Genomic DNA, 21,048 nt, shown 5'->3' with positions numbered 1-21,048 from the left:
TCCCTCCGGATTCGCACCCGACAGGAGAGACCCATGGCTGTCAGTGAGCTTGCCAGGACCATCATCGAGTCGCCGACCCTGCGACTCAACGAGGAGGCCCGGTTGCTGCGGGAACGCGGTGAGCCGGTCATTCACCTCGGCATCGGCGAGCCGAAGAACAAGACGCCCATATCCGCGATTCTGGCTTCGGCGGCCAAACTCAGCCAGGGTGACGTGAAGTACTGCCCGACCGACGGAACGCCCTCTCTCAAGAAAGCCATCATCCGTTATACGGAGGAGCACTACGACAAGGTCGTGGCCCCCGAGAACATCATCGTGTCGGCCGGCGCCAAGCAGTGCATCTTCAACCTGCTGTATTGCATTCTGAATCCGCAGGACGAAGTGGTGATCCTTGCGCCGTACTGGGTCAGTTATCCCGAGATGGTCAAGATGTGTTACGGCGTGCCGGTCATCGTCACGCCTGAGGACGGCAGCTTCCATCCACGGATGGCCGACATCGAGCGGGCCGTCGGTTCCAACACGAAGGCCATCATCATCAACAGCCCGAACAACCCGAGCGGCATCGTGTATCGGGAAGAATTCATCGCCCAGATCATCGACTTCTGCGAGCGCAAGAAGATCTACGTGATCATGGACGACATCTACCACAAGCTCGTGTTCGACGGGAAACGGGCGCCGTCGGCGTACCAGTTCACGACGTGCGATCTCGAGGATTCGCGCGTGCTCGTCATCAACGGCATCGCGAAGCTCTACGGGATGACAGGCTTCCGGATTGGCTGGTGCGTGGCGCCGCGGCCGCTGGTCCAGGTGATGACCAATGTGCAGGCCCAGACCACGTCGTGCGGATCGCCGGTGATGCAGGCGGGTGCCGAGGGCGCCCTGATTGGCCTGCAGAGCATCGTGGAAGGACTCCGCCTGCAGATGCAGAACAACCGCGATGTGGCCATGCGGGAACTGTCGTCGTTCAACGGCGTGAAGACCTACAAACCGGACGGCACGTTTTACTGCCTGCCGGACTTCCGCGCGTACAACGGCAACTCCGTTGAATTGTCGAAGTTCCTCCTGAAGAAAGCCCTCGTCGTGACGGTTCCGGGCCGCGACTTCGGCATGGAAGGCCACCTGCGGCTGAGTTTCGCCGGGTCGGTCAAGGACGTGACAGAAGGGATCGCCCGCATCAAGTGGGCGCTTGATCCGAGTTCGCCCAACGACATTTACATCGGCGACAAGAAGCTCATCAGGGACTGGCTATGATCAACCTGCTCGATATCAAGACGCCGACGCAGGCGCAGTCTGCCGCGTTGAAGAGTGACTACGGGTTGGACAACCACGGCTTGTTCAACCTCGGCGGCGTGTACTGGAATCTCCCGACTGAAGCCCTCTACGAGGAGATCGTGTTCCGGAAGGAAGGCACGATCACACGGGACGGCGCGGTGGTGATGAATACCGGGAAGCACACGGCGCGTTCGGCCAACGACAAGTTCGTGGTCCGCGAGCCGTCGACCGAGGGGCACATCTGGTGGGGGCAGTACAATCGGCCCTTCTCGCCCGACAAATTCGATGAACTGTTCGCGCGCATGCAGGGATTTCTGCAGGGGCGGGACGTGTTTGTCCAGGACTGTTACGTTGGCGCGGACCCGGACTACCGGATGCCGGTGCGCATTATCACCGAGCACGCGTGGCACAGCCTCTTTGCCCGCAACATGTTTATCCCGCCGCGTACCAACGAGGAGTACCGGCGGCACGTCCCCGACTTCACCGTGATCTGCTGCCCGCACTTCAAGGGGATCCAGCAGATCGACGGCACCGGATCGAACACGTTCATCGCACTCAACTTCGCGCAACGGCTCTGCATCATTGGCAATACGGCGTACGCCGGGGAGATCAAGAAGTCGATCTTCACCGTGATGAACTACCTGATGCCGCTGCAGGGCGTGTTTCCGATGCACTCGTCGGCCAACGTGGGGAAGGACGGCGACGCGGCCATCTTCTTCGGGCTGTCGGGCACGGGGAAGACGACGCTGTCGGCCGACCCGACCCGCGGCCTGATTGGCGACGACGAACACGGGTGGAGCGACAACGGCGTCTTCAACTTCGAAGGAGGCTGTTACGCGAAGGTGATCCAGTTGTCGGCGTCGGCCGAGCCGCAGATCTTCGGGACGACCCACCGGTTCGGCACGATTCTCGAAAACGTGGTCTTCGACCCGGTGACGCGGATGATCGACCTCGATGACCCGACGATTACCGAGAACACGCGGGCGTCGTACCCGCTCGAGTTCATCGACAACGCGCTGCCGGACAAGCGGTCGGGTCACCCAAAGAACGTCATCTTCCTCACCTGCGACGCGTCGGGCGTCATGCCGCCGATCGCGAAACTGTCGGTGGACCAGGCCGGCTACCAGTTCATTTCCGGCTACACCTCGAAGATCGCGGGTACCGAGGTCGGGCTGGGCAAGGAGCCCGAGATCACGTTCAGCACGTGTTTCGGCGCGCCGTTCATGGTGCACCCGCCGGAATTCTATGCACGGTTGCTGAGGGAGAAAGTGCTGCGGTACGGCGTCAACTGCTGGCTGGTCAACACCGGCTGGGTGGGTGGACCGTATGGCGTCGGCAAGCGCATCAGCATCCGGTACACGCGGGCGATGCTCAACGCCGCGCTCAACGGCAAGCTGCTCAACGTCGAGTACACGACCGACCCAGTGTTTGGATTCCAGGTGCCGAAGACGTGTCCGGACGTCCCGGACCACGTGCTCGATCCGGCCCGCTCGTGGCCAAGCCGGGAGATGTACGACCAGCGGTACCACCAGTTGGCTGCCCGCTTCATCGACAACTTCAAGAAGTTCGACACGGCCGAGTCGAGGGAAGTCGAGAAGGCTGGACCGAAGGTGTGAAGTAGGGACATCAGATCACATGGGCAAAACGGTGGCGATCATCGGCGCTTCGGCGGACCGGTCCAAGTTCTCGAACAAAGCCGTTCGCGCGTTTGTCCGGCAGGGCTATACGGTCATCCCGATTCATCCGAAAGAGGCGGAAGTCGAGGGGCTCAAGGCCTATAAATCGGTGCTCGACGTGCCGGGGCCGATCGACATGGCCAGCCTCTACCTGCCACCCGCCGTCGGGGAGCGCGTGATTGAGGACGTCGCCCGGAAGGGCATTGCGGAACTCTGGATCAATCCCGGCGCCGAGAGTCCGGAGCTGGTGGCGAAGGCCCGCGGCCTCGGGCTCAAGCCCATCGTCGCCTGCAGCATCGTCGGGATTGGAGAGTCGCCGTCCTCGTACTGAGTCGCAGGTGTCCCGTGGTCGTCTGCCTGTTGACACCGCCCAAAAGGCTGCCCTATAGTTGAATGGCCGAGCCACCCCCAGTCATTTCTGGCCGCGGGGGCCTTCCACCCCGCACTCGTTGATCGTTCCGTACGTAACCAGCCGTTCCAGCGTTCTGAGCAGACCCATGGCAAACAACCCCAAGCGCCAAGCTTCGATCCCGCGCGCGTCTAACGAAGAACTCCCTGCCGAGCCAGCCGTCGCTGAAGCGGTGCCAGATGCCGCCAAGCCGGCCTCCACCAACGGTGGCCAGAAGCGCTCAGGGGAAGGCCTGAACATCACCGAGCTGAAGGACATGAGTATCCAGAAGCTCACGCAGATTGCCAAGGACCTGAACGTGGCTGGCGCGACGGGCATGCGCAAGCAGGATCTGATTTTCCAGATTCTGAAAGCGCAGACCGAGCAGAGCGGCTTCATCTTCTCCGAGGGCGTCCTCGAAGTGCTGCCAGACGGTTTCGGATTCCTGCGCGCGCCGGACTACAACTACCTGCCTGGGCCCGACGACATCTACGTGTCCCCGTCGCAGATCCGGAAGTTCGACCTCCAGACGGGCGACACGGTGTCGGGACAGATCAGGCCGCCCAAAGAAGGCGAGCGCTACTTCGCGCTCATCAAGGTGGAGGCAGTCAACTTCGAGCCGCCGGACCAGGCGCGCGAGAAGCTCTTCTTCGAGAACCTGACACCCCTCTATCCGCAGGAGGCGTTGCGGCTCGAGACGGTCGCCGAGAATCTGTCGGCGCGCGTGATGGATCTGATGATCCCCATCGGAAAGGGCCAGCGCGGCCTGATCGTCGCGCCGCCTCGCACGGGCAAGACGATGTTGCTGCAGGCCATCGCGCAGTCGGTGGCCCAGAATCATCCCGAGGTCTACCTCATCGTCCTGCTGATCGACGAGCGGCCGGAAGAAGTGACCGATATGCAGCGGTCGGTGCAGGGCGAGGTCATCTCGTCGACGTTTGACGAGCCGGCACAGCGGCACGTGCAGGTGGCCGAGATGGTGATCGAGAAGGCCAAGCGGCTGGTCGAGCACAAGAAGGACGTGCTCATCCTGCTGGATTCGGTCACGCGCCTGGCACGCGCCTACAACACCGTGATCCCGCCATCGGGCAAGGTGCTGTCGGGCGGTCTGGATTCGAACGCGCTGCAGAAACCCAAGCGATTCTTCGGTGCGGCTCGCAACATCGAAGAAGGCGGGTCGCTCACGATCATCGCGACTGCGCTCATCGACACCGGTTCGCGCATGGACGATGTGATCTTCGAGGAGTTCAAGGGCACGGGCAACATGGAAATCCACCTGGACCGCAAGCTGGTGGACAAGCGCGTGTTTCCGGCCATCGACATCCAGAAGAGCGGCACGCGCAAGGAAGAGCTGCTCATTCCTCGCGACGACCTCAACCGGATCTGGGTGCTGCGCAAGGTGCTCACTCCGCTGTCGCCCGTCGAGGCCATGGAACTGCTCCTCGACAAGATGGGCAAGACCAAGTCGAACGCCGAGTTCCTCTCGTCGATGCAACGCATGGGCTGATGCCGACCCGACCCCTTTTCGCAATTCTCGCGGCCGCGCTGGTTGCCGGTGCGTGCGGGACCCGTCAGAAGCCGGAGCAGGCCGCTCCAACGCCTGCGCACGTCCTGCCGTCCATCCTCCTCGTCACACTTGATACGACCCGGGCGGACGCCATCGGTCCTGAGGCGGTGGGGATAGAGACACCGGCCTTCAACGCAGTCGCGGCACGAGGACGGCGATTCCGCCAGGCCTACGCGACCGTCCCAGAAACGCTGCCGTCGCATACGTCGATGATGACCGGGCTCTACCCGGCCGGGCACGCCATCCACGAGAACGGCCGCGCCGTTCCGGCGGCCCAGCCCGTGCTGGCGGAGCGACTTCGGAAGGCCGGGTATCGCACGACCGCCTTTACCTCGTCGTTCATCCTCTCGCGGCGCTTCGGGCTCGCGAGGGGATTTGATCTGTACAACGATGAACTGCCCGCAGGGCGGGAGGAGCGGGTTGCTGCCGAGACAACCGACGCTGCGCTCGCGTGGCTGGGTCAGGCGTCCTCGCAGCCGCTTTTTCTGTGGGTGCACTATTTCGATCCACATGCCCCATACACCCCGCCCGAACCGTTTCGCACAAAGTACGCGGGGAGCCCGTACCTGGGCGAGATCGCGTCGATGGATGCGCAACTTGGCCGATTGCTCCAGGCGTTCGAGCATCAGGCGAGGGGACCTGTCGCGATCGTGATCGTGGGCGATCACGGGGAGGGGCTGGGCGACCACGGCGAGTCGTTGCACGGGAATCTTGTCTATCAGTCGACGATGCACGTGCCGCTGGTGCTGGTGGGCCCGGGCGTGACCGCCGGCACGGTCGAAACGCCCGTGAGCACGCGCAGGGTGTATCACACGATTCTGGATTGGGCAGGCGTCGATGCCACTGGAAGCCTGCGCAGCGCCGCTGCAGAGATCGTACTCGGCGAGGCGATGAAGCCGTTTCTCGAGTACGGGTGGCAGCCACAGACGATGGCAGTGGAGGGCCGACAGAAGTCCATCCTGGCTGGGCGGATGGAAGTCTATGACGTGGTGGCCGACCCGAAGGAATCGCGCGATCTGGCGTCCACCGCGACCCAGTCGGCGCAGATGCAGGTCGCGATCCGGGACTATCCGGTGCCCTCGTCGGAGTCCATGAGGCCTCCGGGCGATCTTAGCGACGAGGCCCGACGGTCGCTCGCGAGTCTTGGCTACGTAAGCGCGTCGGCCGCACCGGTGGTGCGGAAAGACGCACCGCGTCCGATCGACATGACGCGGCTCTTCGACCTGCTCGACAAGGCGTCGGGGTTGTTCGTGAACGAGGAGTACGCGCGCGTCATCCCGCTGCTAGCGAGAATCCTGGCTGAAGACCCGCACAATTTAGATGCCTGCCTGCGTCTGGCGGTGGCACATTCGTCTCTGGGCCACGAAGCCCGAGCCGAGGACATGTTCCGCAAGGCCGCGGAGATGGCTCCGGGTTCGCCCGATGTGCGCACGTATCTGGCCTTGCACTACACGCGCAGTCGGGACTGGTCGCGCGCCGAGCCGCTGCTCGAGCAGATCATGGCCGAGACGCCTGACCGCTTACCCGCCATCGAGGCGCTGGCCGTGATTCGGGAGCGCCAGGGACGCGTCGTGGACGCGCTGAGGCTTCGCCAGAAGATCTACGGGATGCGCAAGCCCAGTGCCGCGGAACTGGTTCGGTTGGGCCAAATGGCCATGACCGCGGAACAGACGGCCGTCGCCATTGATTCGTTTGAGAAGGCGAGGGTTGCGCAGGGCAACGGTTTCGCCCACGACCTCGAGCTCGGTGTCCTTTACCTGGCGTCCCGGCGCTACCAGGACGCGCGCACGTCTCTCGACCGTGTGCCTGCCTCACATCCCGACTACCCGATGGCTCTATTCAAGCGGGCCCAGGTCAGCGTGCTGCTGAACGAACCCGATCGGGCCGCCCGCATCGAGCGGGCGCGTCGTTCTGCGGACCAGACCACGCGCGCCCTCATCGCCCGCGAGCGGCTCTTCCAGGGCATCCGCTAAGCCCCCAAAAAAGGGCCCGGCGGAATGAACCGCCGGGCCCTTGCCCCGATCACGAGATCGTCTGCTTTATCCTTCGACGAAGCTCAGGGCCTAGAACTGGAACCGCGCCGACACCTGGATGCGCCGCGGACTCAGGAATGACTGAGGCTGGTTAAACGTCGAGCTGTGCATACCCGAGGTGTAGTTGTAACCCGTCTGGGTGTTGGTGACGTTGTAGAGGTCGCCAACCAGCTGCAGCTTGTAGTGTCCGGTGAGCGAGACATTCTGCGTGTAGTTGAGATCGAGCTGGTACCACGCGGCGGTTCTTCGGGAACCAGCCGGTTCGGCATAGCGATTCGTGTCGCTGGTGCTGGTGGTCAGCGCGATGTACGGCTCGTAGCTGGTCGCTTCCCAGGGCTGGCCGGATTGCGCCAGGGCGAACGCCCCGATGCTGGCATTCCAAGGCAGCTGGTAGTAGGCGTAGATCTTCAGCGAGTGCGGACGATCGCCGTGTAGTCTTCCCTCCTTGGAGTTCCATAGCTGCCGTCCGGCGCCGTCACCGATATTCGATGACCCGATAAAGAGGTTGGCATCGTTGGAGGCTCCCCCCGAGGTGTTGTCCTGATCGAAGTTGCCGTAGTACTTGCTCCACGTGTACGACCCTCGGACATAGAGCTTCGTGCTGCGGTACTCCGATTCGACGGTCGCCTCGTAGTACTTCGTGTAGGCCCGGTCGAGTTCGGTGATGATGTAGCTGTTTCCGGAACCACCGGTACCGATCTGGGCCAGCCGAGTCGCGAGGTCGCCAATGTAGTACAGCGAGGGCCCCCAGCCGGCCGGCATGCTGAACGCCAGTCGCGCATTATTGTTGGTGTCTTCCCAGAAATGGTCGGCGTAGCGGTAACGGAGATAGGCGCGTCCAGTCAGGTGCGGGCTGAACTGCCTGGACGTGCCCAGCAGATACTCGGTGACGGTCTTGGGCGTCATGTCTTCGACAAACAGCTTGCCCGTTGATGCCGCATTCGGCTGCGTGCCATAGAGGACACCGTTCGCATCAAAGTACCCGAAGATCTCGACGGCCAGATTGCGGGCCCATGAAGCGGCGCGCGGCAGGGAACTGGCCGCCGGCACGTAGGTCGCGAAGCTCGCGTAGATCGTATCCTGGCCGTTATACGCCCAAGTCGCCCCGACACGCGGCTGGAGCATCTTCTTGAACGGGATCTCGTACATCTTGTAGACCGTGCCCGGGGACGCGACGTACCCGGACACCGTCGTCGAATCTCCCTTGAGCCCCTGGCCGTACAACCGGTCGTTGCTGGCGAGCAGGCCCAGGTTGAACGACCAGTTCTTGTGGCGGATCGTGTCGTTGGCCTCGACGCTCTGCGACCAGTACGACGAGTGGATTGGCGGCACGGCCCCGGTCGACTGCTGTTGGAATTGCACCATGTAGTAGGCCGGAATGCCGTTGATGCCGAGACTCGCGGATCGCCCGCCCGGGACCGTGATTCGACCCCAGCCGTTCGAACTTCGCAAGAGGTCTTCGGAGTCCGTGTATCGCTGGTAGCCGAAGTGGATGTCGTGGCTTGTCGTGGAGCCGAGGTTCAAGTTATACGCGACCTGCCAGGAATTGCGGAAGAAGTCGTCCTTGTCAAACTGGTAGCCGTACCCAACGAAGCCGCCACCGGTCTTGACGCCGGCGCTCGAGGTATATCCGTATCGATCGATGAGGGGTTGGATGAACGCGTTGTACGCATCCTGTCCGGCAACCGTATTCGGCACTTCCAACCGGCCGAGCGTGTCAAGGTTGTTGACGTCGAGCCGTGTGCCAATCGTCGTGTTGATCTCCGCGTTCGACACGTTGTCCGGCCGGCCCTGGTTCGGATTCTCGTAATGCGTGTACTTGAACGACGCGAAACTCCTCGAGTTGATGATCCAGGAGCCGTCGGCCGTCGCAATTCGCTGCCAGGACTCGTAGCCGGTCCCGGTCGTCGCGGCGGAGGACTGTGCGAACAGATCGCTCTTATCAAGACGGTGCGAGTACCGGTAGCTGGCGTTGAGCAGGATGTTGCTCGTCGGCGTGAGCGTCATCTTCCCGAAACCCTCGTTGCGAGTGCTCTTGTAGTCCGGGAGGTTGCCGTACAGGTTTGCCCGGTTCGCGCGATCCCGCTCCGGCCGGTAGTACGAACCATAGAAGAACGCATGGTTCGGAATCACCGGACCCCCGACATTGGCCGTCAACCAGCTGAGGCCTTGGCTGTACTTCGAGAGACTGCCGTTCTGCACCTTAGAGGCCATGCCGGCGGTCTGGAACTGATAGCTGACCTGCCCAGAGTACCGGCTGGTTCCCGTTTTGCTGACCGAGTCCACCGAGAACCCGCCCGACCGTTCGAAATCCACCGCCTTGGCGCCGCCCTTAATCGTGGTGACCTCGGCGATGTCGTATGCCGCCGGCTCGGCCGACAGCGTCCCGAACAGCGGCATGGTCACGTTGACGCCGTCAAACTTGTACACGTTGTCCTGGCCGCTGCCGCCCGCACTCGGGCCTCGCGTGCCGTCCTGGGTCAACTGCACACCGGGGATGAGTTTGATGAGATCGCGGTACTCCTGACCGGTTGGCAAGGATTGGATCGTCTGCGACGACACGCCGCTCTTGATGGCCGTCGAGTCTTTATCGATGACGGGCACGATCTGGGCCGTCACCGTGACGGTCTCCGTCACGCCGCCGACACTCATTGTGACATTGAGGGTCGCGTCCTGCGCGAGCTGGACCTGAACCTGTTTGGTGACCTTCGCCATTCCAGACAATTCAAATGCCACCGCGTATTCGCCAGGAGGAAGGGCAGGGAGGCGGTACTCGCCCACACTGCTCGTGACCGTGACCCTTGGGCCTGGCAGCACGTTGGAACGCGCCTCAACGGTCACCCCCGGGATGACCAGGTTGTCCGTGCCGATCACCCTGCCGACGATCCCGCCGGTCTGCTGACCGAACGCGACGGCGGGGATGACGACGACACAGAGCAACATCAAAAGTACACGCTTACTACCCATGATTCCTCCGTCGCAGATGCGGCAGCCTGGCCCGGAGCTCCGGGCGCAGCCCCGCTCATATAACACATAGCATTCAGCGATAGTACTCAGGCCGGAAAATCGCGTCAACCGACGGAGGATCACGGCGTGGACTCAGAAAACGCCAGATCGTCTCCGGCCGCTTCGACCCGGATGATCTCGCCGTCGCCAAAGCGTCCCTCGAGGATCTGGAGCGCGAGCGGATCGAGCAGTTTTCTCTGAATGGTCCGTTTGAGCGGGCGCGCGCCGTAGGACGGATCGAAACCCTCCTCGACGAGCAGGTTTCGGGCCTTGTCGGTCAGTTCCAATCGAATCTTCCGGCGTTCGAGTCGCTGCACCAGGCCGCGCAGCAGGATGTCGACGATCTGTATCAGGTGGGCCCGGCTGAGCCGGTGGAAAAAGACGATCTCGTCCACCCGGTTCAGGAATTCAGGCCTGAAGTGCGCCCGGAGCGCATCCATGACCTGCCGGCGCGTGCCGTCTTCAAGATCGTCGTCGGATCGTCCCGGCCTCTCCGCGATGAACTGGCTTCCGATGTTCGACGTCATGATGACCACGGTGTTCTTGAAGTCCACGGTGCGTCCCTTGCCGTCGGTGAGCCGCCCATCGTCGAGCAACTGCAGCAGGACATTGAGCACATCGGCGTGGGCCTTCTCGATTTCGTCGAGCAGCACGACGGCGTACGGACGCCGGCGAACCGCTTCGGTCAACTGGCCGGCTTCCTCATAGCCGATGTATCCGGGAGGCGCCCCGAGCATCCGCGATACGGTGTGTTTCTCCTGATACTCCGACATGTCGATCCGGATCATCGCCTGCTCGTCGTCGAACAGGAACTCCGCCAGGGCGCGAGCCAGTTCGGTCTTGCCGACGCCTGTGGGGCCGAGGAACAGGAAGCTGCCAAGCGGGCGGTTGGGATCCTGCAGGCCTGCGCGTGCGCGACGAATGGCGTTCGAGACGGCCGTGATCGCCTCGTCTTGTCCCACGACGCGCCGGTGCAGGCGTTCTTCCATCTTGATGAGCTTCTCGACCTCGCCTTCCATCAGGCGGCTGACCGGGATGCCCGTCCACTTGCCGACGACTTCGGCGATGTCTTCCTCGTCGACCTCTTCCTTGAGCATCCGCGCGTCGCGTTGCAGGTCTGCCAGCCGCTCTTCGGCTTGCCGGATTCGCCGCTCGGCCTCAGGCACGCGGCCATACTGGAGTTCCGACGCGGTGGCGAAGTCGCCGGATCGCTGAGCGGCCTCGATGGCGTGGCGCAGATGTTCGAGTTCCTGCTTCTGCGTTCGCGCAGCCTGGATGGCGTCCTTCTCCTGCCCCCAATGCGTCCGAAGCCGGTCGCGCGACTCTTTCAGATCCGCCAGCTCACGTTCGAGTTTCGACAAACGGTCGACCGAGGGCGCATCGGTTTCTTTCCGTAACGCCTGCGCTTCGATTTCCAGTTGCATGATTCGCCGCTCGGCTTCGTCGAGCTCGGCCGGCATCGAGTCGATTTCCATCCGCAGCTTCGACGCCGCCTCGTCGACCAGATCGATGGCTTTGTCCGGCAGGAAGCGATCGGCGATGTAGCGGTGCGACAGGACGGCGGCCGCCACCAGGGCGGTATCCTTGAGCCGGACGCCATGGTGAATCTCGTACCGCTCGCGCAGGCCGCGCAGGATGCTGATCGTGTCGTCGACAGTCGGCTCGTTGACCATGACGGGCTGGAAGCGGCGTTCGAGCGCTGCGTCCTTTTCGATGTACTTCCGGTATTCATCGAGCGTCGTGGCGCCGATGGTGTGCAGCTCGCCGCGGGCCAGCATCGGCTTGAGCATGTTCGACGCGTCGATGGAGCCTTCGGCGGCGCCCGCCCCGACGACGGTATGCAGTTCGTCGATAAACAGCACCACCTGGCCCTGGGAGTCGGTGATCTCCTTGAGCACGGCCTTCAGCCGCTCTTCGAATTCGCCGCGGTATTTCGCCCCCGCGACCAGTGCGCCCATGTCGAGCCCGACAATGCGCTTGTTCTTCAGGCCTTCGGGCACGTCGCCGCGGATGATGCGCTGCGCCAGCCCCTCGACAATCGCCGTCTTGCCCACCCCGGGCTCGCCGATGAGCACCGGGTTGTTCTTCGTGCGGCGCGAGAGCACCTGGATCACCCGGCGCACTTCGTCGTCTCGGCCGATGACGGGATCGAGCTTACCGGCGCGCGCCAGTTCAGTCAGATCCCGTCCATAGCGCTGAAGAGCCTGGTACTTGCCTTCCGGATTCTGGTCGGTGACACGCTGCGATCCGCGGATCGTCTGGAGGACTTCCAGGATCCGGTCGCGCGACGCACCAAGCGCCTTCAGTACCTTGCCCGCGTCGGTCCGTCCGGTCTCGCCGGCCACCGCCAACAGCAGGTGCTCGGTGCTGACGTACTCGTCCTTCATCTGCTCGGCTTCGCGCTGTGCAGCCGTGAGCACGCTCTGGAGTCTGGGCGAGACGCCCCGCGTCGCGCTGCCGTGCGCCTGGGGCAGGCGGCCGAGCGCGGCGTGGAGCGTGGCCGCCACCTGTCGCGGATCGGCGCCAATCTGACGCAGCACATCCGGCACGACGCCATCGGCCTGTTCGACCAGTGACGTCAACAGGTGTTCGGGTTCAACCTGAGGATGATTCGCCTGCTCGGCCGACTGCTGCGCGCCGAGGATGGCTTCTTGTGCCTTTTCCGTAAATCGATTCAAGTTCATCTATGTCTGATCAGCCGACGACGTCGTCGGGCTGTCCTCCAGTCGGGCCAGTTTCTCGTAGAGTGCGTGCTGTTCGGGCGTCAGCGAGCGGGGAAGCCGGATGACGACCGTGGCGTACACGTCACCGCGGTCATCGGGCTTCCCGACGGCTGGCATGCCGTGACCTTTCAGCCTGAACACCTGTCCATTCTGGGTGGACGGTGGGATCTTCAACCGGAGCGCGTGTCCGTCGAGGGAGAGGACTTCGGCTTCGCCCCCAAGCACGGCCGTGGTCACCGCCACCTGAATCGTGGTGTGGAGATCACGTCCTTTGCGTTCGAACCGCTTGTGCGGTTGGACGTGGACGCGCAGGAACAGGTCGCCGGATGCCGCCGAGCCGACGCCGTGTTCGCCTTCGCCGGCCACCCTGACGCGAGAGCCATCAGCGACGCCCGCCGGGATGCGCACATCGACGGTACGGGCATGACCGTCGTGCTTGAGGGTGAGCCGGCGCGTCACGCCGTGGCAGGCCTGCTCGAGCGTCAGGTCGAGGTCCTGTTCGACGTCGCGTCCCCGCCGCGGCTTGGCGGCGCGGCCCGGTCGCGGCGACGAGGACGCGGCCTCGGGTCTGCCGCCAAAAAACGCGTGGAAGAAGTCCGAGAACGGATCGGCTTCTCCGAAGGCCTGCCGCATCTCCTCCTCGGTCATCGTGCGCACGCCGCCGCGGGCGCCACCCGCGCCAAATCCCCACCCGGCGCCGCCAAAGGGCGACGCGCCGCCCTGTTGTTCGGCTTGTTCGTACTGGCGCCAGTTGGCGCCGAGTTCGTCGTACTTGCGTCGCTTTTCCGGGTCGCCGAGCACCTCGTACGCCTCGTTCACCTGTTTGAACCGCGTCTCGGAGGCTTTGTCTCCCGGATTGACATCCGGATGGAACTTGCGGGCCAGCTTGCGGTACGCCTGCTTGATCTCCTTGCCGGTCGACGACTTCGTGACCCCGAGCGTGGCGTAGTAGTCCTTGAATTCCACTGCAACTCCAGACCTCTAGCGAAGCTCCGTCTCAAACCGCCGAGCGCTCTCGCCGGCAAACGGCGCCGGAAGAGGCACTTCCAACCCGTCGTTCCAGCGAACGCAGGAATCCAGGACTGGACCCCGGCTTGCGCCGGGGTGACGAACACTTTCTTCATTCGTCAGGATGAGGCCCATAGAAGATGTCTACGTTACTGTCGTCCGGGTTCGTCCTTGAGGTCAATGCCGAACCGCTCGGCCATCCGGTAGAGCGTCCGGCGATCGATGCCCATGACGTCTGCGGCGCGTGTCCGGTTGCCCTTCACGCTGTCGAGGACGTGCGCCAGGTAGCGGCGTTCGACTTCGTCCAGCGTCGGCAGGTCCGCGAACAGCCGCTGCTCGACCCCCGGCGTCTTGCCGCCCATCGTCGGTGGCAGGTCGCCCACTTCGATGACGGTGCCCGGGCTGAAGAGCACCAGGCGCTCGATCGTGTTTTCGAGTTCGCGGACGTTTCCCGGCCACCGGTAATTGAGGAACATCTCGAGCGCTGCGGCCGAGAGCCGCCGTTCGCGGCCGGCGCGTGCACAGGAGTTGCGCAGGAATTCGTCGACGAGCAGGGGGATGTCAGCACGTCGGTCGCGGAGCGGCGGAACCCGGATCACCACGACACTCAGCCGGTAGTACAGGTCCTGCCTGAACCGTCCGGCGGCCACCGCCTGTTCGAGTTCGACGTTGGTGGCGGCGACGACGCGGACATCGATCTTGACGACCCGGTTGGCGCCGACCGGCCGGATCTCGCCCTCCTCGAGTGCGCGCAGCAGCTTCACCTGTAACGCGGCCGACGTCTCGCCGACCTCGTCGAGAAACACGGTGCCGCCGTGGGCCTGTTCGAGCAGACCCTTCGAATCGGCGACGGCGCCGGTAAACGACCCGCGCATGTGACCAAACAGTTCCGACTCAAGAAGCGTCTCGGCAATGGCACCGCAGTTGATCGCGACGAAGGGACGGGCCGCCCGGCGGCCGTGCCCGTGAATGGCCTTGGCCACCAGCTCCTTTCCCGTTCCGCTCTCGCCAACGATCAGGACCGGCGCCGCCGCGTCGGCCGCGTGCGCAATCTGCTTGTAGACGTCGAGCATCTCGGCCGAGCGGCCGATGAGACCCGTGGGAGCTACACGCGCGTCGCGCGGGCGTTCCTCGGGCGAGGCCGCCTGCGCGAGGGCCCGCTCGACGACCGACTTGACCTGCGCGATGTTGAATGGCTTGCTGATGTAGTCGAACGCGCCAGCCCGCACGGCCTCGATCGCGGTCTCGAGCGTGCCAAATCCGCTGATGAGTACCACCTGACACCGCGGATTAGCGCTCTTGGCCGCCCTCAGGATGTCGAGTCCCGATTGCGCCGCATTTAGATTGATGTCGGAGATCACCGCGTCAAACGGTTCGCGGGCCGCGCGCTCGAGTGCCGCGCGCGGGTCGGATTCGTAGGCCAGATCACGGCCGGGCGCCGACAGCAGTTCGGCAATGAACTGGCACGTGTCCCGATCATCGTCCACGATGAGGATGTTAGGCATGTCTCGCTCGCTATTGCGTGGCACCGGCGCCGACGGGCAGTTCAACCGTGAACACCGATCCTATTCCGGGCGTGCTGCGGACTCGGATGGTCCCGCCATGTTCCGTGACGACGCTGCGCGTGATGCTGAGGCCGAGGCCGGTGCCCCGTTCCTCGGCTTTGGTGGTCACCCAGGGATCGAACACGTGGTCGATGAGGTCGGGGCCGATCCCGCTTCCGGTGTCGCCAATCTCGATTGTCACCGTGGTTGGCCCGGCGTGGACCGACACGCTCAGCTGGCCTCCTGACGGCATGGCGTCGAGGGCGTTACTGATGAGATTGAGCAGGGCCAATTCCAACTGGAGCGCATCGGCCTGGACGCCCGGCACCACGTCGCAGTCGAGCGTGAGTGCGATGCTAGCTGCCTCGATCGCGGGTTGGATCAGGGTGCACATCCGGCGGATCAAGGCGGCCAGGTCGACCATCTCGCGCTCGATGGGGTGGCGCGACCGGGCCAGCAACCCCCTGACGGTCGCCGTGACCTTGCGGATCTGCTCTTCGGCAATTTGCAGGCGCCTGGTGACCGGCGAGTCCGGCCCCTGCTCCTCGATCAGCACCTGGATGTGACCAGAGATCAGGTTCAGCGGCGTCCCGACCTGGTGGGCCACCACCGACGCGGTTTCGCCGACGGCCGCCAGCTGCTGTGTGCGGCCGAGTTCTTCGCGCAGCCGGAACATCTGCTGGTACATGTCCACCAGGTCACGGTTCCGTGCGCTCAGCTCATTGGTCGCGTCGGCCACTCGCCGCTGCAGCGACCCATGCAGGGTCTCGATCTGGACGAGCATCTGGTTGAGACCGGCGGCGATGGCGCCAAGTTCGTCCTGTCGGTCGACGGGAACCCTGACCGACATCCGGCCCTCCCCAGCATCGCGCATCGTCTCACGAATTCTGCTGATCGGCCGGAGGATGTACGACCGGGCGAGCAGTTCTATGAGGATGAACAGAATCGCCCAGGCGACCAGTGTGGCCCAGAAGGCCAGCGTGCGCCCGGTGGTGCGCAGCCGGTCCAGCGATCCGAACGACACCGACACTGCGACCGATCCGAACAGGCGGCCCTCACGCATCAACGGTACGGCCAGGCAGCGGATCGCGCTCGCCTGTGATCCCCAGACCAGATCGCGGCGTTCGATCGCCAGGCGGCCGACCTCCAAGGCATCGTCGGCGGTCGTGGCGGCGGTGCTCGCGAACATGGAAGGGCCGCTCGGGGTCATTGTCACAACCGACACGCTGTGAATCTCTGGCGCTGCGTCGATGAACTCGTGGAGGTGACGCGCCAGATCGTCTGCCCGCAGAGGGCCTTCGCGCAACTCGAGGTCATCGGCGACGGCCATGGCCGTGAGCCGGCCAGCTTCTCGGAGTTCGCTCTCGACGACGCGATCAAACTGGCGGAGTTCAAAGTACGTGGTGACGCTGATGACGGCAGCGACGGCAACCGCCACGAAGACGGCCACTCGCACCCGCAGAGAGCGCAACCAAGGGATTGTCGCCACAGTGGGGCGGTCTTGCGTCAAATCAGTGCCTGACATGATGGTGTTACGGTTCGGCTAACAGCTTGACCAGTTAGCAGTTATTGCGTTCGACCATCCCGCGGAGTGGCTGGCACACCCCTTGTTAGTGATCCGGGGTACGGCGAGGCCTATTAGCGTCCCCATGTTGCGTATTGTCATTCGAAGTGCGGCGTTTGCGGCGTTGATGGCAGGAGTGGCCCAGCCAACCGGCCAGGTACTCAGGGCCCAGGCGACGGCGGAGAACGCCGTCGTGGGCACGCTGTCCGGATACGACGCCAAGACCCGGGTATTGACCGTCAAGGTCGGCAAAGACCTCCAGGCATTCGTTCTCGCCGACAAGGCCTCCGTGCATCTTGGGTCGAGGGTGCTGCCCGACAGCGAGATCGCGGCCCAGGTTGGACGCAAGGTCAAGGTCCGGTTCGTCACGTCCGGTGGAAAGCGCATCGCGCAGACCGTCATGGTCTGGCGGGCGCCATAGGATCTACCTGCCACCTCGTGCCTTCCGATCGCTCAAGCTATCCTGCATCTCCATGCTCCCGGGTGGACACGGATCGTGGCGCTACCTTATCCCACGGAAGGAGCGGGCGCAACACGACGGATCGCAGGGCGTGCTTGACCGCGAGGGGATCGCAGTCCATCATCAACCGGTATGGATATCTTCCTGGAAGTCGCGCTGGCGTTAGGCGCCGGGCTGGGCGTTGGGTTCCTCGCGGGTTGGTACGTGGCGGGGTTGAACGCCCGCCAGGCTGGGGCGCTCGCCGTCGCCCAGGCGGAGGCCCGCCTGGGGCAGTCGGTGTCGCAACTGGCGGAGCAGAAGGCCCGCATTGAGGCGACCCTCGCCGCCGAACGGGCGTCGCACGACGACAAGGTCAAGGTCTACCAGGATGCCGAAGAGCGCCTGCAACGGGCGTTCAAGGGACTGTCGAGCGAGATCCTCAATGCCAGTTCCGAACGTTTCCTGACGCTGGCGGCGAAGAAACTCGAAGACCTCCAGGGCCAGGCCCGCACGGATCTGGACGCGCGACGCCAGAGCATCAACGAGCTGCTGCAGCCCATGAAGGAGTCGCTCGGGCAGGTGGCGGCAACGCTGGGGCAGGTCGAGAACTCGCGTCGCGAGGATTACGGGCGCCTGGCGGAGCAGTTGACGAGCCTGGATCGGGAAACCACGATGCTCGTCCGTGCTCTGCGCACGCCGCACGGGCGCGGACGCTGGGGCGAAGTTCAGCTTCGACGCGTGGTCGAGATGGCCGGCATGGTCGCGAAGTGCGATTTCGACGAACAGGTGTCGGTCCGCAACGAGACCGGCGTGCACCGGCCCGATCTCATCATCCATCTCCCCGGCGGCAAGTCCGTCGTCGTCGACGCGAAAGCGCCGCTCTCGGCGTATCTCGACGCGATCGACGTCAGCGATGACGCCGAGCGCGAGGTTCGGCTCAAGCAGCATGCGTCACAGGTGCGGACGCATATCGACCAGTTGTCGAGCAAGGCCTATTGGCAGCAGTTCCAAAGCACGCCGGAGTTCGTCGTGATGTTCCTGCCGGGCGAAGCCTTGTTTGGCTCGGCGCTGCAAGTCGATCCCTCGCTGATCGAATTCGGGGCCGAACGCAATGTGATCGCGGCCAGCCCGTTGACGCTGCTGGCGCTGCTGCGGACCGTTGCGCACGGCTGGAAGCAGGAGCAGTTGGCTGACAATGCGCGTGAGATCAGTTCGCTTGGTCGCGACCTCTATGAGCGCATCTGCACGATGGCCGACCACCTGGTGGACTTGCGGAAGAAACTCGAGGGCACCATCCAGTCGTACAACGCGACGGTCGGCTCCATCGAGGGGCGGATTCTCGCGCCGGCGCGCAAGCTGCGGGATCTGGGCGTGAGTTCGGCGAAAGAACTCAGTGTGCTGGAGCCGGTGGACCACGTGCCACGCCGGCTGCAGGCGGCGGAACTGGTCGGGTCTGGCGGCGAACAGGCCCCGCTTGATGCCGAGGTGGTGCCTGGCGACGACGGCGACGGAACAGTTTGACCGTCCTGGTCAGTGACGATCGCCTGCACGCCCGCGCCACGAGGCCATGCTCGTGTTGGCGCCAAACGCGGCGGCGACCACGTCGAACACGGGCCGAGGAAGGATGCCGTGCAGAAACGGCGTCAGCTTGACCAGCCAGGGGGTCAGCACATAGGCCTTGTTGGCAAGCACCGCTTTCACGGTCAAGTCCGCCACGCGCTCCGGGGTCAGGATGCGTGTCAGGCGTGGCGGGGTCACGCCGCCAAACATGCCGGTTCCCACGTAGCTCGGACAGACCGCCGTCACGCCCACGTGCGCATGGCCAAGCTGGTGCAGTTCGAGACGCAACGACTCGGTGAAGCCGAGCGCCGCCCACTTGCTCGCCCCGTACGTTGACCCGAAGGGTAGCCCCACGAAACTCGATGCGCTCGCGATGGTGACCAGGTGCGCTTCGGGACGGGCCAGAAGGTCTGGCAGCAGCGCGTAGGTGACAGTGACCAGACCCTCGACATTGACGCGAAATGTCGCCAGGTGCCGGTCGAGAGGCACATCGAGAAACGCTCCGCCGTGCACGATGCCCGCGTTGTTGACGAGCACGTCGAGCGGTCCCATCTGGTCGAGCAGATGGGACCGAAGCGCGCGTGCGCTGTCAGCGCTGGTGACATCCAGCTCAAACGCGCAGGCCTGGCCACCGGTCGAGACGATGTCGGCGGCGACTCGCTGAGCTCCAGCGACGTCCAGGTCCGCAATCGCGACACGAGCCCCAGCGGCGGCGAAGCGATGACCCAGGCAGCGGCCAATGCCTGACGCCGCGCCGGTCACGAGGACGATTTTTCCGTTCAGCGTTCGCATACCCACTCCACCCCCATGACGCTCCGGATGGTCCGTTCGGCCGTCCCGCGGGCGAATTCGCGTCAGCTGGCAGACCCGCGCCAGCAGACGCCTCGATCATACCGGATGGATCAGCCTTGACAGGGTTTGATCCCGCCGGTCATAGTAATAGCTTCGGGTGCGCGGCGATTTTCCCGACTTGATGGGCCGCGTCAGGTCAGTCCCGGTGGCTGACCCCGAACTATCTAAGTCGCGGGCGGGCTCGCGACACTCTGTCGTCGAGCCTTTTGTGTTTTGAGGGGATAACGGCGCCCGTGACGGTCCCCCGATTGCTGGAGTCAGGAAATATGGAGCATTTGCCTTACACCGTGTCGTCCGAGTCGGTGTCGGAAGGGCATCCCGACAAGGTCTGCGACTACATCGCCGATTCGATTCTGGACGCGTACATCGACCAGGATCCTGATAGCCACGTGGCGGCCGAGGTCATGTGCAAGAGCAACTTCGTGATTCTGGGCGGCGAGATCAGCTCCAGGGGCAAGGTCTCGTACGAGGATCTGGTGCGGAACGCGATTACCGAAATCGGCTACACCGACGATACCGAACCGTTCAGCGCAGGCACCGTGTCCCTGTTCATCGCCATCAGCAAGCAGTCGTCCGAGATCGATCAGGGCGTGACGGCGGCCAGAAACAAGGCAGGGGAGCAGGGGGCCGGCGACCAGGGCATGATGTACGGCTACGCGACTGACGAGACGACCGAGCTGATGCCCATGCCGATCTTCCTCGCGCACAAGCTGACCCGCGGCCTCGCCGACGATCGCAAGGCGGGAAAGTACGCCTGGCTTCGCCCGGATGCGAAGTCGCAGGTGTCGGTGGTATACGAGAACGGCGCCCCTGTTCGGGTGTCACACGTCCTGGTGTCGACCCAGCACACACCCGCCATCAAACAGGCCGGCATTTTCGACTACGTGAAGGCGGATCTGGCGCCGCGCATGCTCGGCAAGTGGTTCAACGGCGACGTCAAGGTCATGGTCAATCCGACGGGCAGTTTCGTGCATGGCGGCCCGTCGGCTGACTGCGGCGTGACCGGCCGCAAGATCATCGTGGACACCTACGGCGGCGTCGGGCGTCACGGTGGCGGGGCGTTCAGTGGAAAAGACCCGTCCAAGGTCGATCGGACCGGCGCCTACTTCTGCCGTTACGTCGCGCGCCAGATTGTGAAGAAGGGGATCGCCAAGCGCGCCGAAATCCAGGTAGCCTACGCGATCGGCATGGCGCAGCCCATCTCGGTCAAAGTCGACACTTTTGGCACGGGTGATGAAAAGGCCGCGGTCGAGCTGGTCAAGTCGTTCGACTTCCGGCCGCGCGCCATCATCAATCAGTTGAATCTGCTCCGGCCGATCTACCGCCAGACGACCAACTACGGTCACTTCGGCAAGCTTGATCTGCCCTGGGAGCAATAGACCGCTCGACGCCCGCCGGTGACCGCTCGTCGATCAG

General features: G+C 64.0%; 14 protein-coding genes and 1 pseudogene. 8 read left to right on the top strand and 7 right to left on the bottom strand.

The window, feature by feature from the left end; genetic code table 11:
* Positions 1 to 33: 33 nt before the first annotated feature.
* The 5 genes from NT151_10585 (at position 34) to NT151_10565 (ending at position 6,876) form a co-directional block, all read left to right on the top strand.
* Positions 34 to 1,251: a pyridoxal phosphate-dependent aminotransferase gene (locus NT151_10585; GenBank protein ID MCX6539359.1), complete on the top strand. Its 1,218-nt coding sequence runs from the start codon at positions 34 to 36 to the stop codon at positions 1,249 to 1,251.
* Positions 1,248 to 2,888 (top strand): phosphoenolpyruvate carboxykinase (ATP), encoded by a 1,641-nt coding sequence (gene pckA / locus NT151_10580; GenBank protein ID MCX6539358.1) that lies wholly within the window; start codon positions 1,248 to 1,250, stop codon positions 2,886 to 2,888. The genes NT151_10585 and pckA overlap by 4 nt, the downstream gene beginning before the upstream one ends.
* Positions 2,889 to 2,907: 19 nt before the next feature.
* Entirely contained in the window at positions 2,908 to 3,279 is a 372-nt protein-coding gene (locus NT151_10575) for a CoA-binding protein (GenBank protein ID MCX6539357.1), read from the top strand.
* 310 nt (positions 3,280 to 3,589) lie between these two features.
* Positions 3,590 to 4,843, top strand: coding sequence for a transcription termination factor Rho (gene rho, locus NT151_10570; protein ID MCX6539356.1), 1,254 nt, complete (start codon positions 3,590 to 3,592; stop codon positions 4,841 to 4,843).
* Positions 4,843 to 6,876: a sulfatase-like hydrolase/transferase gene (locus NT151_10565; GenBank protein ID MCX6539355.1), complete on the top strand. Its 2,034-nt coding sequence runs from the start codon at positions 4,843 to 4,845 to the stop codon at positions 6,874 to 6,876. Before rho ends, NT151_10565 begins: the two co-directional genes overlap by 1 nt.
* A gap of 90 nt (positions 6,877 to 6,966) precedes the next feature.
* Here the strand turns inward: NT151_10565 and NT151_10560 are convergent, their stop codons facing one another.
* The 6 genes and pseudogenes from NT151_10560 to NT151_10535 form a co-directional block, all read right to left on the bottom strand.
* Positions 6,967 to 9,903 carry a carboxypeptidase regulatory-like domain-containing protein gene (locus NT151_10560; GenBank protein MCX6539354.1) on the bottom strand — a complete coding sequence of 979 codons (2,937 nt, stop codon included), beginning with the start codon at positions 9,901 to 9,903 and terminating at the stop codon, positions 6,967 to 6,969.
* Positions 9,904 to 10,022: 119 nt separating this feature from the next.
* The gene (clpB, locus tag NT151_10555; protein MCX6539353.1) at positions 10,023 to 12,626 is read right to left on the bottom strand and encodes an ATP-dependent chaperone ClpB; all 2,604 of its coding nucleotides are present in this window, start codon (positions 12,624 to 12,626) and stop codon (positions 10,023 to 10,025) included.
* Positions 12,627 to 13,298: a J domain-containing protein gene (locus tag NT151_10550; protein MCX6539352.1), complete on the bottom strand. Its 672-nt coding sequence runs from the start codon at positions 13,296 to 13,298 to the stop codon at positions 12,627 to 12,629.
* A 132-nt stretch (positions 13,299 to 13,430) separates the two neighbouring features.
* Positions 13,431 to 13,631 (bottom strand): annotated as a pseudogene (locus NT151_10545) (DnaJ domain-containing protein).
* 191 nt (positions 13,632 to 13,822) lie between these two features.
* Positions 13,823 to 15,178, bottom strand: a complete 1,356-nt coding sequence (locus NT151_10540; GenBank protein ID MCX6539351.1) for a sigma-54 dependent transcriptional regulator — start codon at positions 15,176 to 15,178, stop codon at positions 13,823 to 13,825.
* Positions 15,179 to 15,188: 10 nt separating this feature from the next.
* Positions 15,189 to 16,688 (bottom strand): ATP-binding protein, encoded by a 1,500-nt coding sequence (locus NT151_10535; GenBank protein MCX6539350.1) that lies wholly within the window; start codon positions 16,686 to 16,688, stop codon positions 15,189 to 15,191.
* 178 nt (positions 16,689 to 16,866) lie between these two features.
* Here NT151_10535 and NT151_10530 point away from each other — a divergent pair, with 178 nt between their 5' ends.
* Positions 16,867 to 17,202, top strand: coding sequence for a hypothetical protein (locus tag NT151_10530; protein MCX6539349.1), 336 nt, complete (start codon positions 16,867 to 16,869; stop codon positions 17,200 to 17,202).
* Positions 17,203 to 17,373: 171 nt separating this feature from the next.
* The gene (gene rmuC, locus NT151_10525; protein ID MCX6539348.1) at positions 17,374 to 18,741 is read left to right on the top strand and encodes a DNA recombination protein RmuC; all 1,368 of its coding nucleotides are present in this window, start codon (positions 17,374 to 17,376) and stop codon (positions 18,739 to 18,741) included.
* Positions 18,742 to 18,750: 9 nt separating this feature from the next.
* Here the strand turns inward: rmuC and NT151_10520 are convergent, their stop codons facing one another.
* The gene (locus NT151_10520; protein ID MCX6539347.1) at positions 18,751 to 19,572 is read right to left on the bottom strand and encodes an SDR family NAD(P)-dependent oxidoreductase; all 822 of its coding nucleotides are present in this window, start codon (positions 19,570 to 19,572) and stop codon (positions 18,751 to 18,753) included.
* A 326-nt stretch (positions 19,573 to 19,898) separates the two neighbouring features.
* On the opposite strand from NT151_10520, the gene metK reads away from it, so the two are divergent.
* Positions 19,899 to 21,011 (top strand): methionine adenosyltransferase, encoded by a 1,113-nt coding sequence (metK, locus tag NT151_10515; GenBank protein MCX6539346.1) that lies wholly within the window; start codon positions 19,899 to 19,901, stop codon positions 21,009 to 21,011.
* Positions 21,012 to 21,048 lie beyond the last annotated feature (37 nt).

Source organism: Acidobacteriota bacterium (genome assembly GCA_026393675.1).
Taxonomy (GTDB): domain Bacteria; phylum Acidobacteriota; class Vicinamibacteria; order Vicinamibacterales; family JAKQTR01; genus JBAXOX01.
Note: the sequence above shows the minus strand (reverse complement) of the source record. Positions and strands in the feature narration are given on the sequence as shown.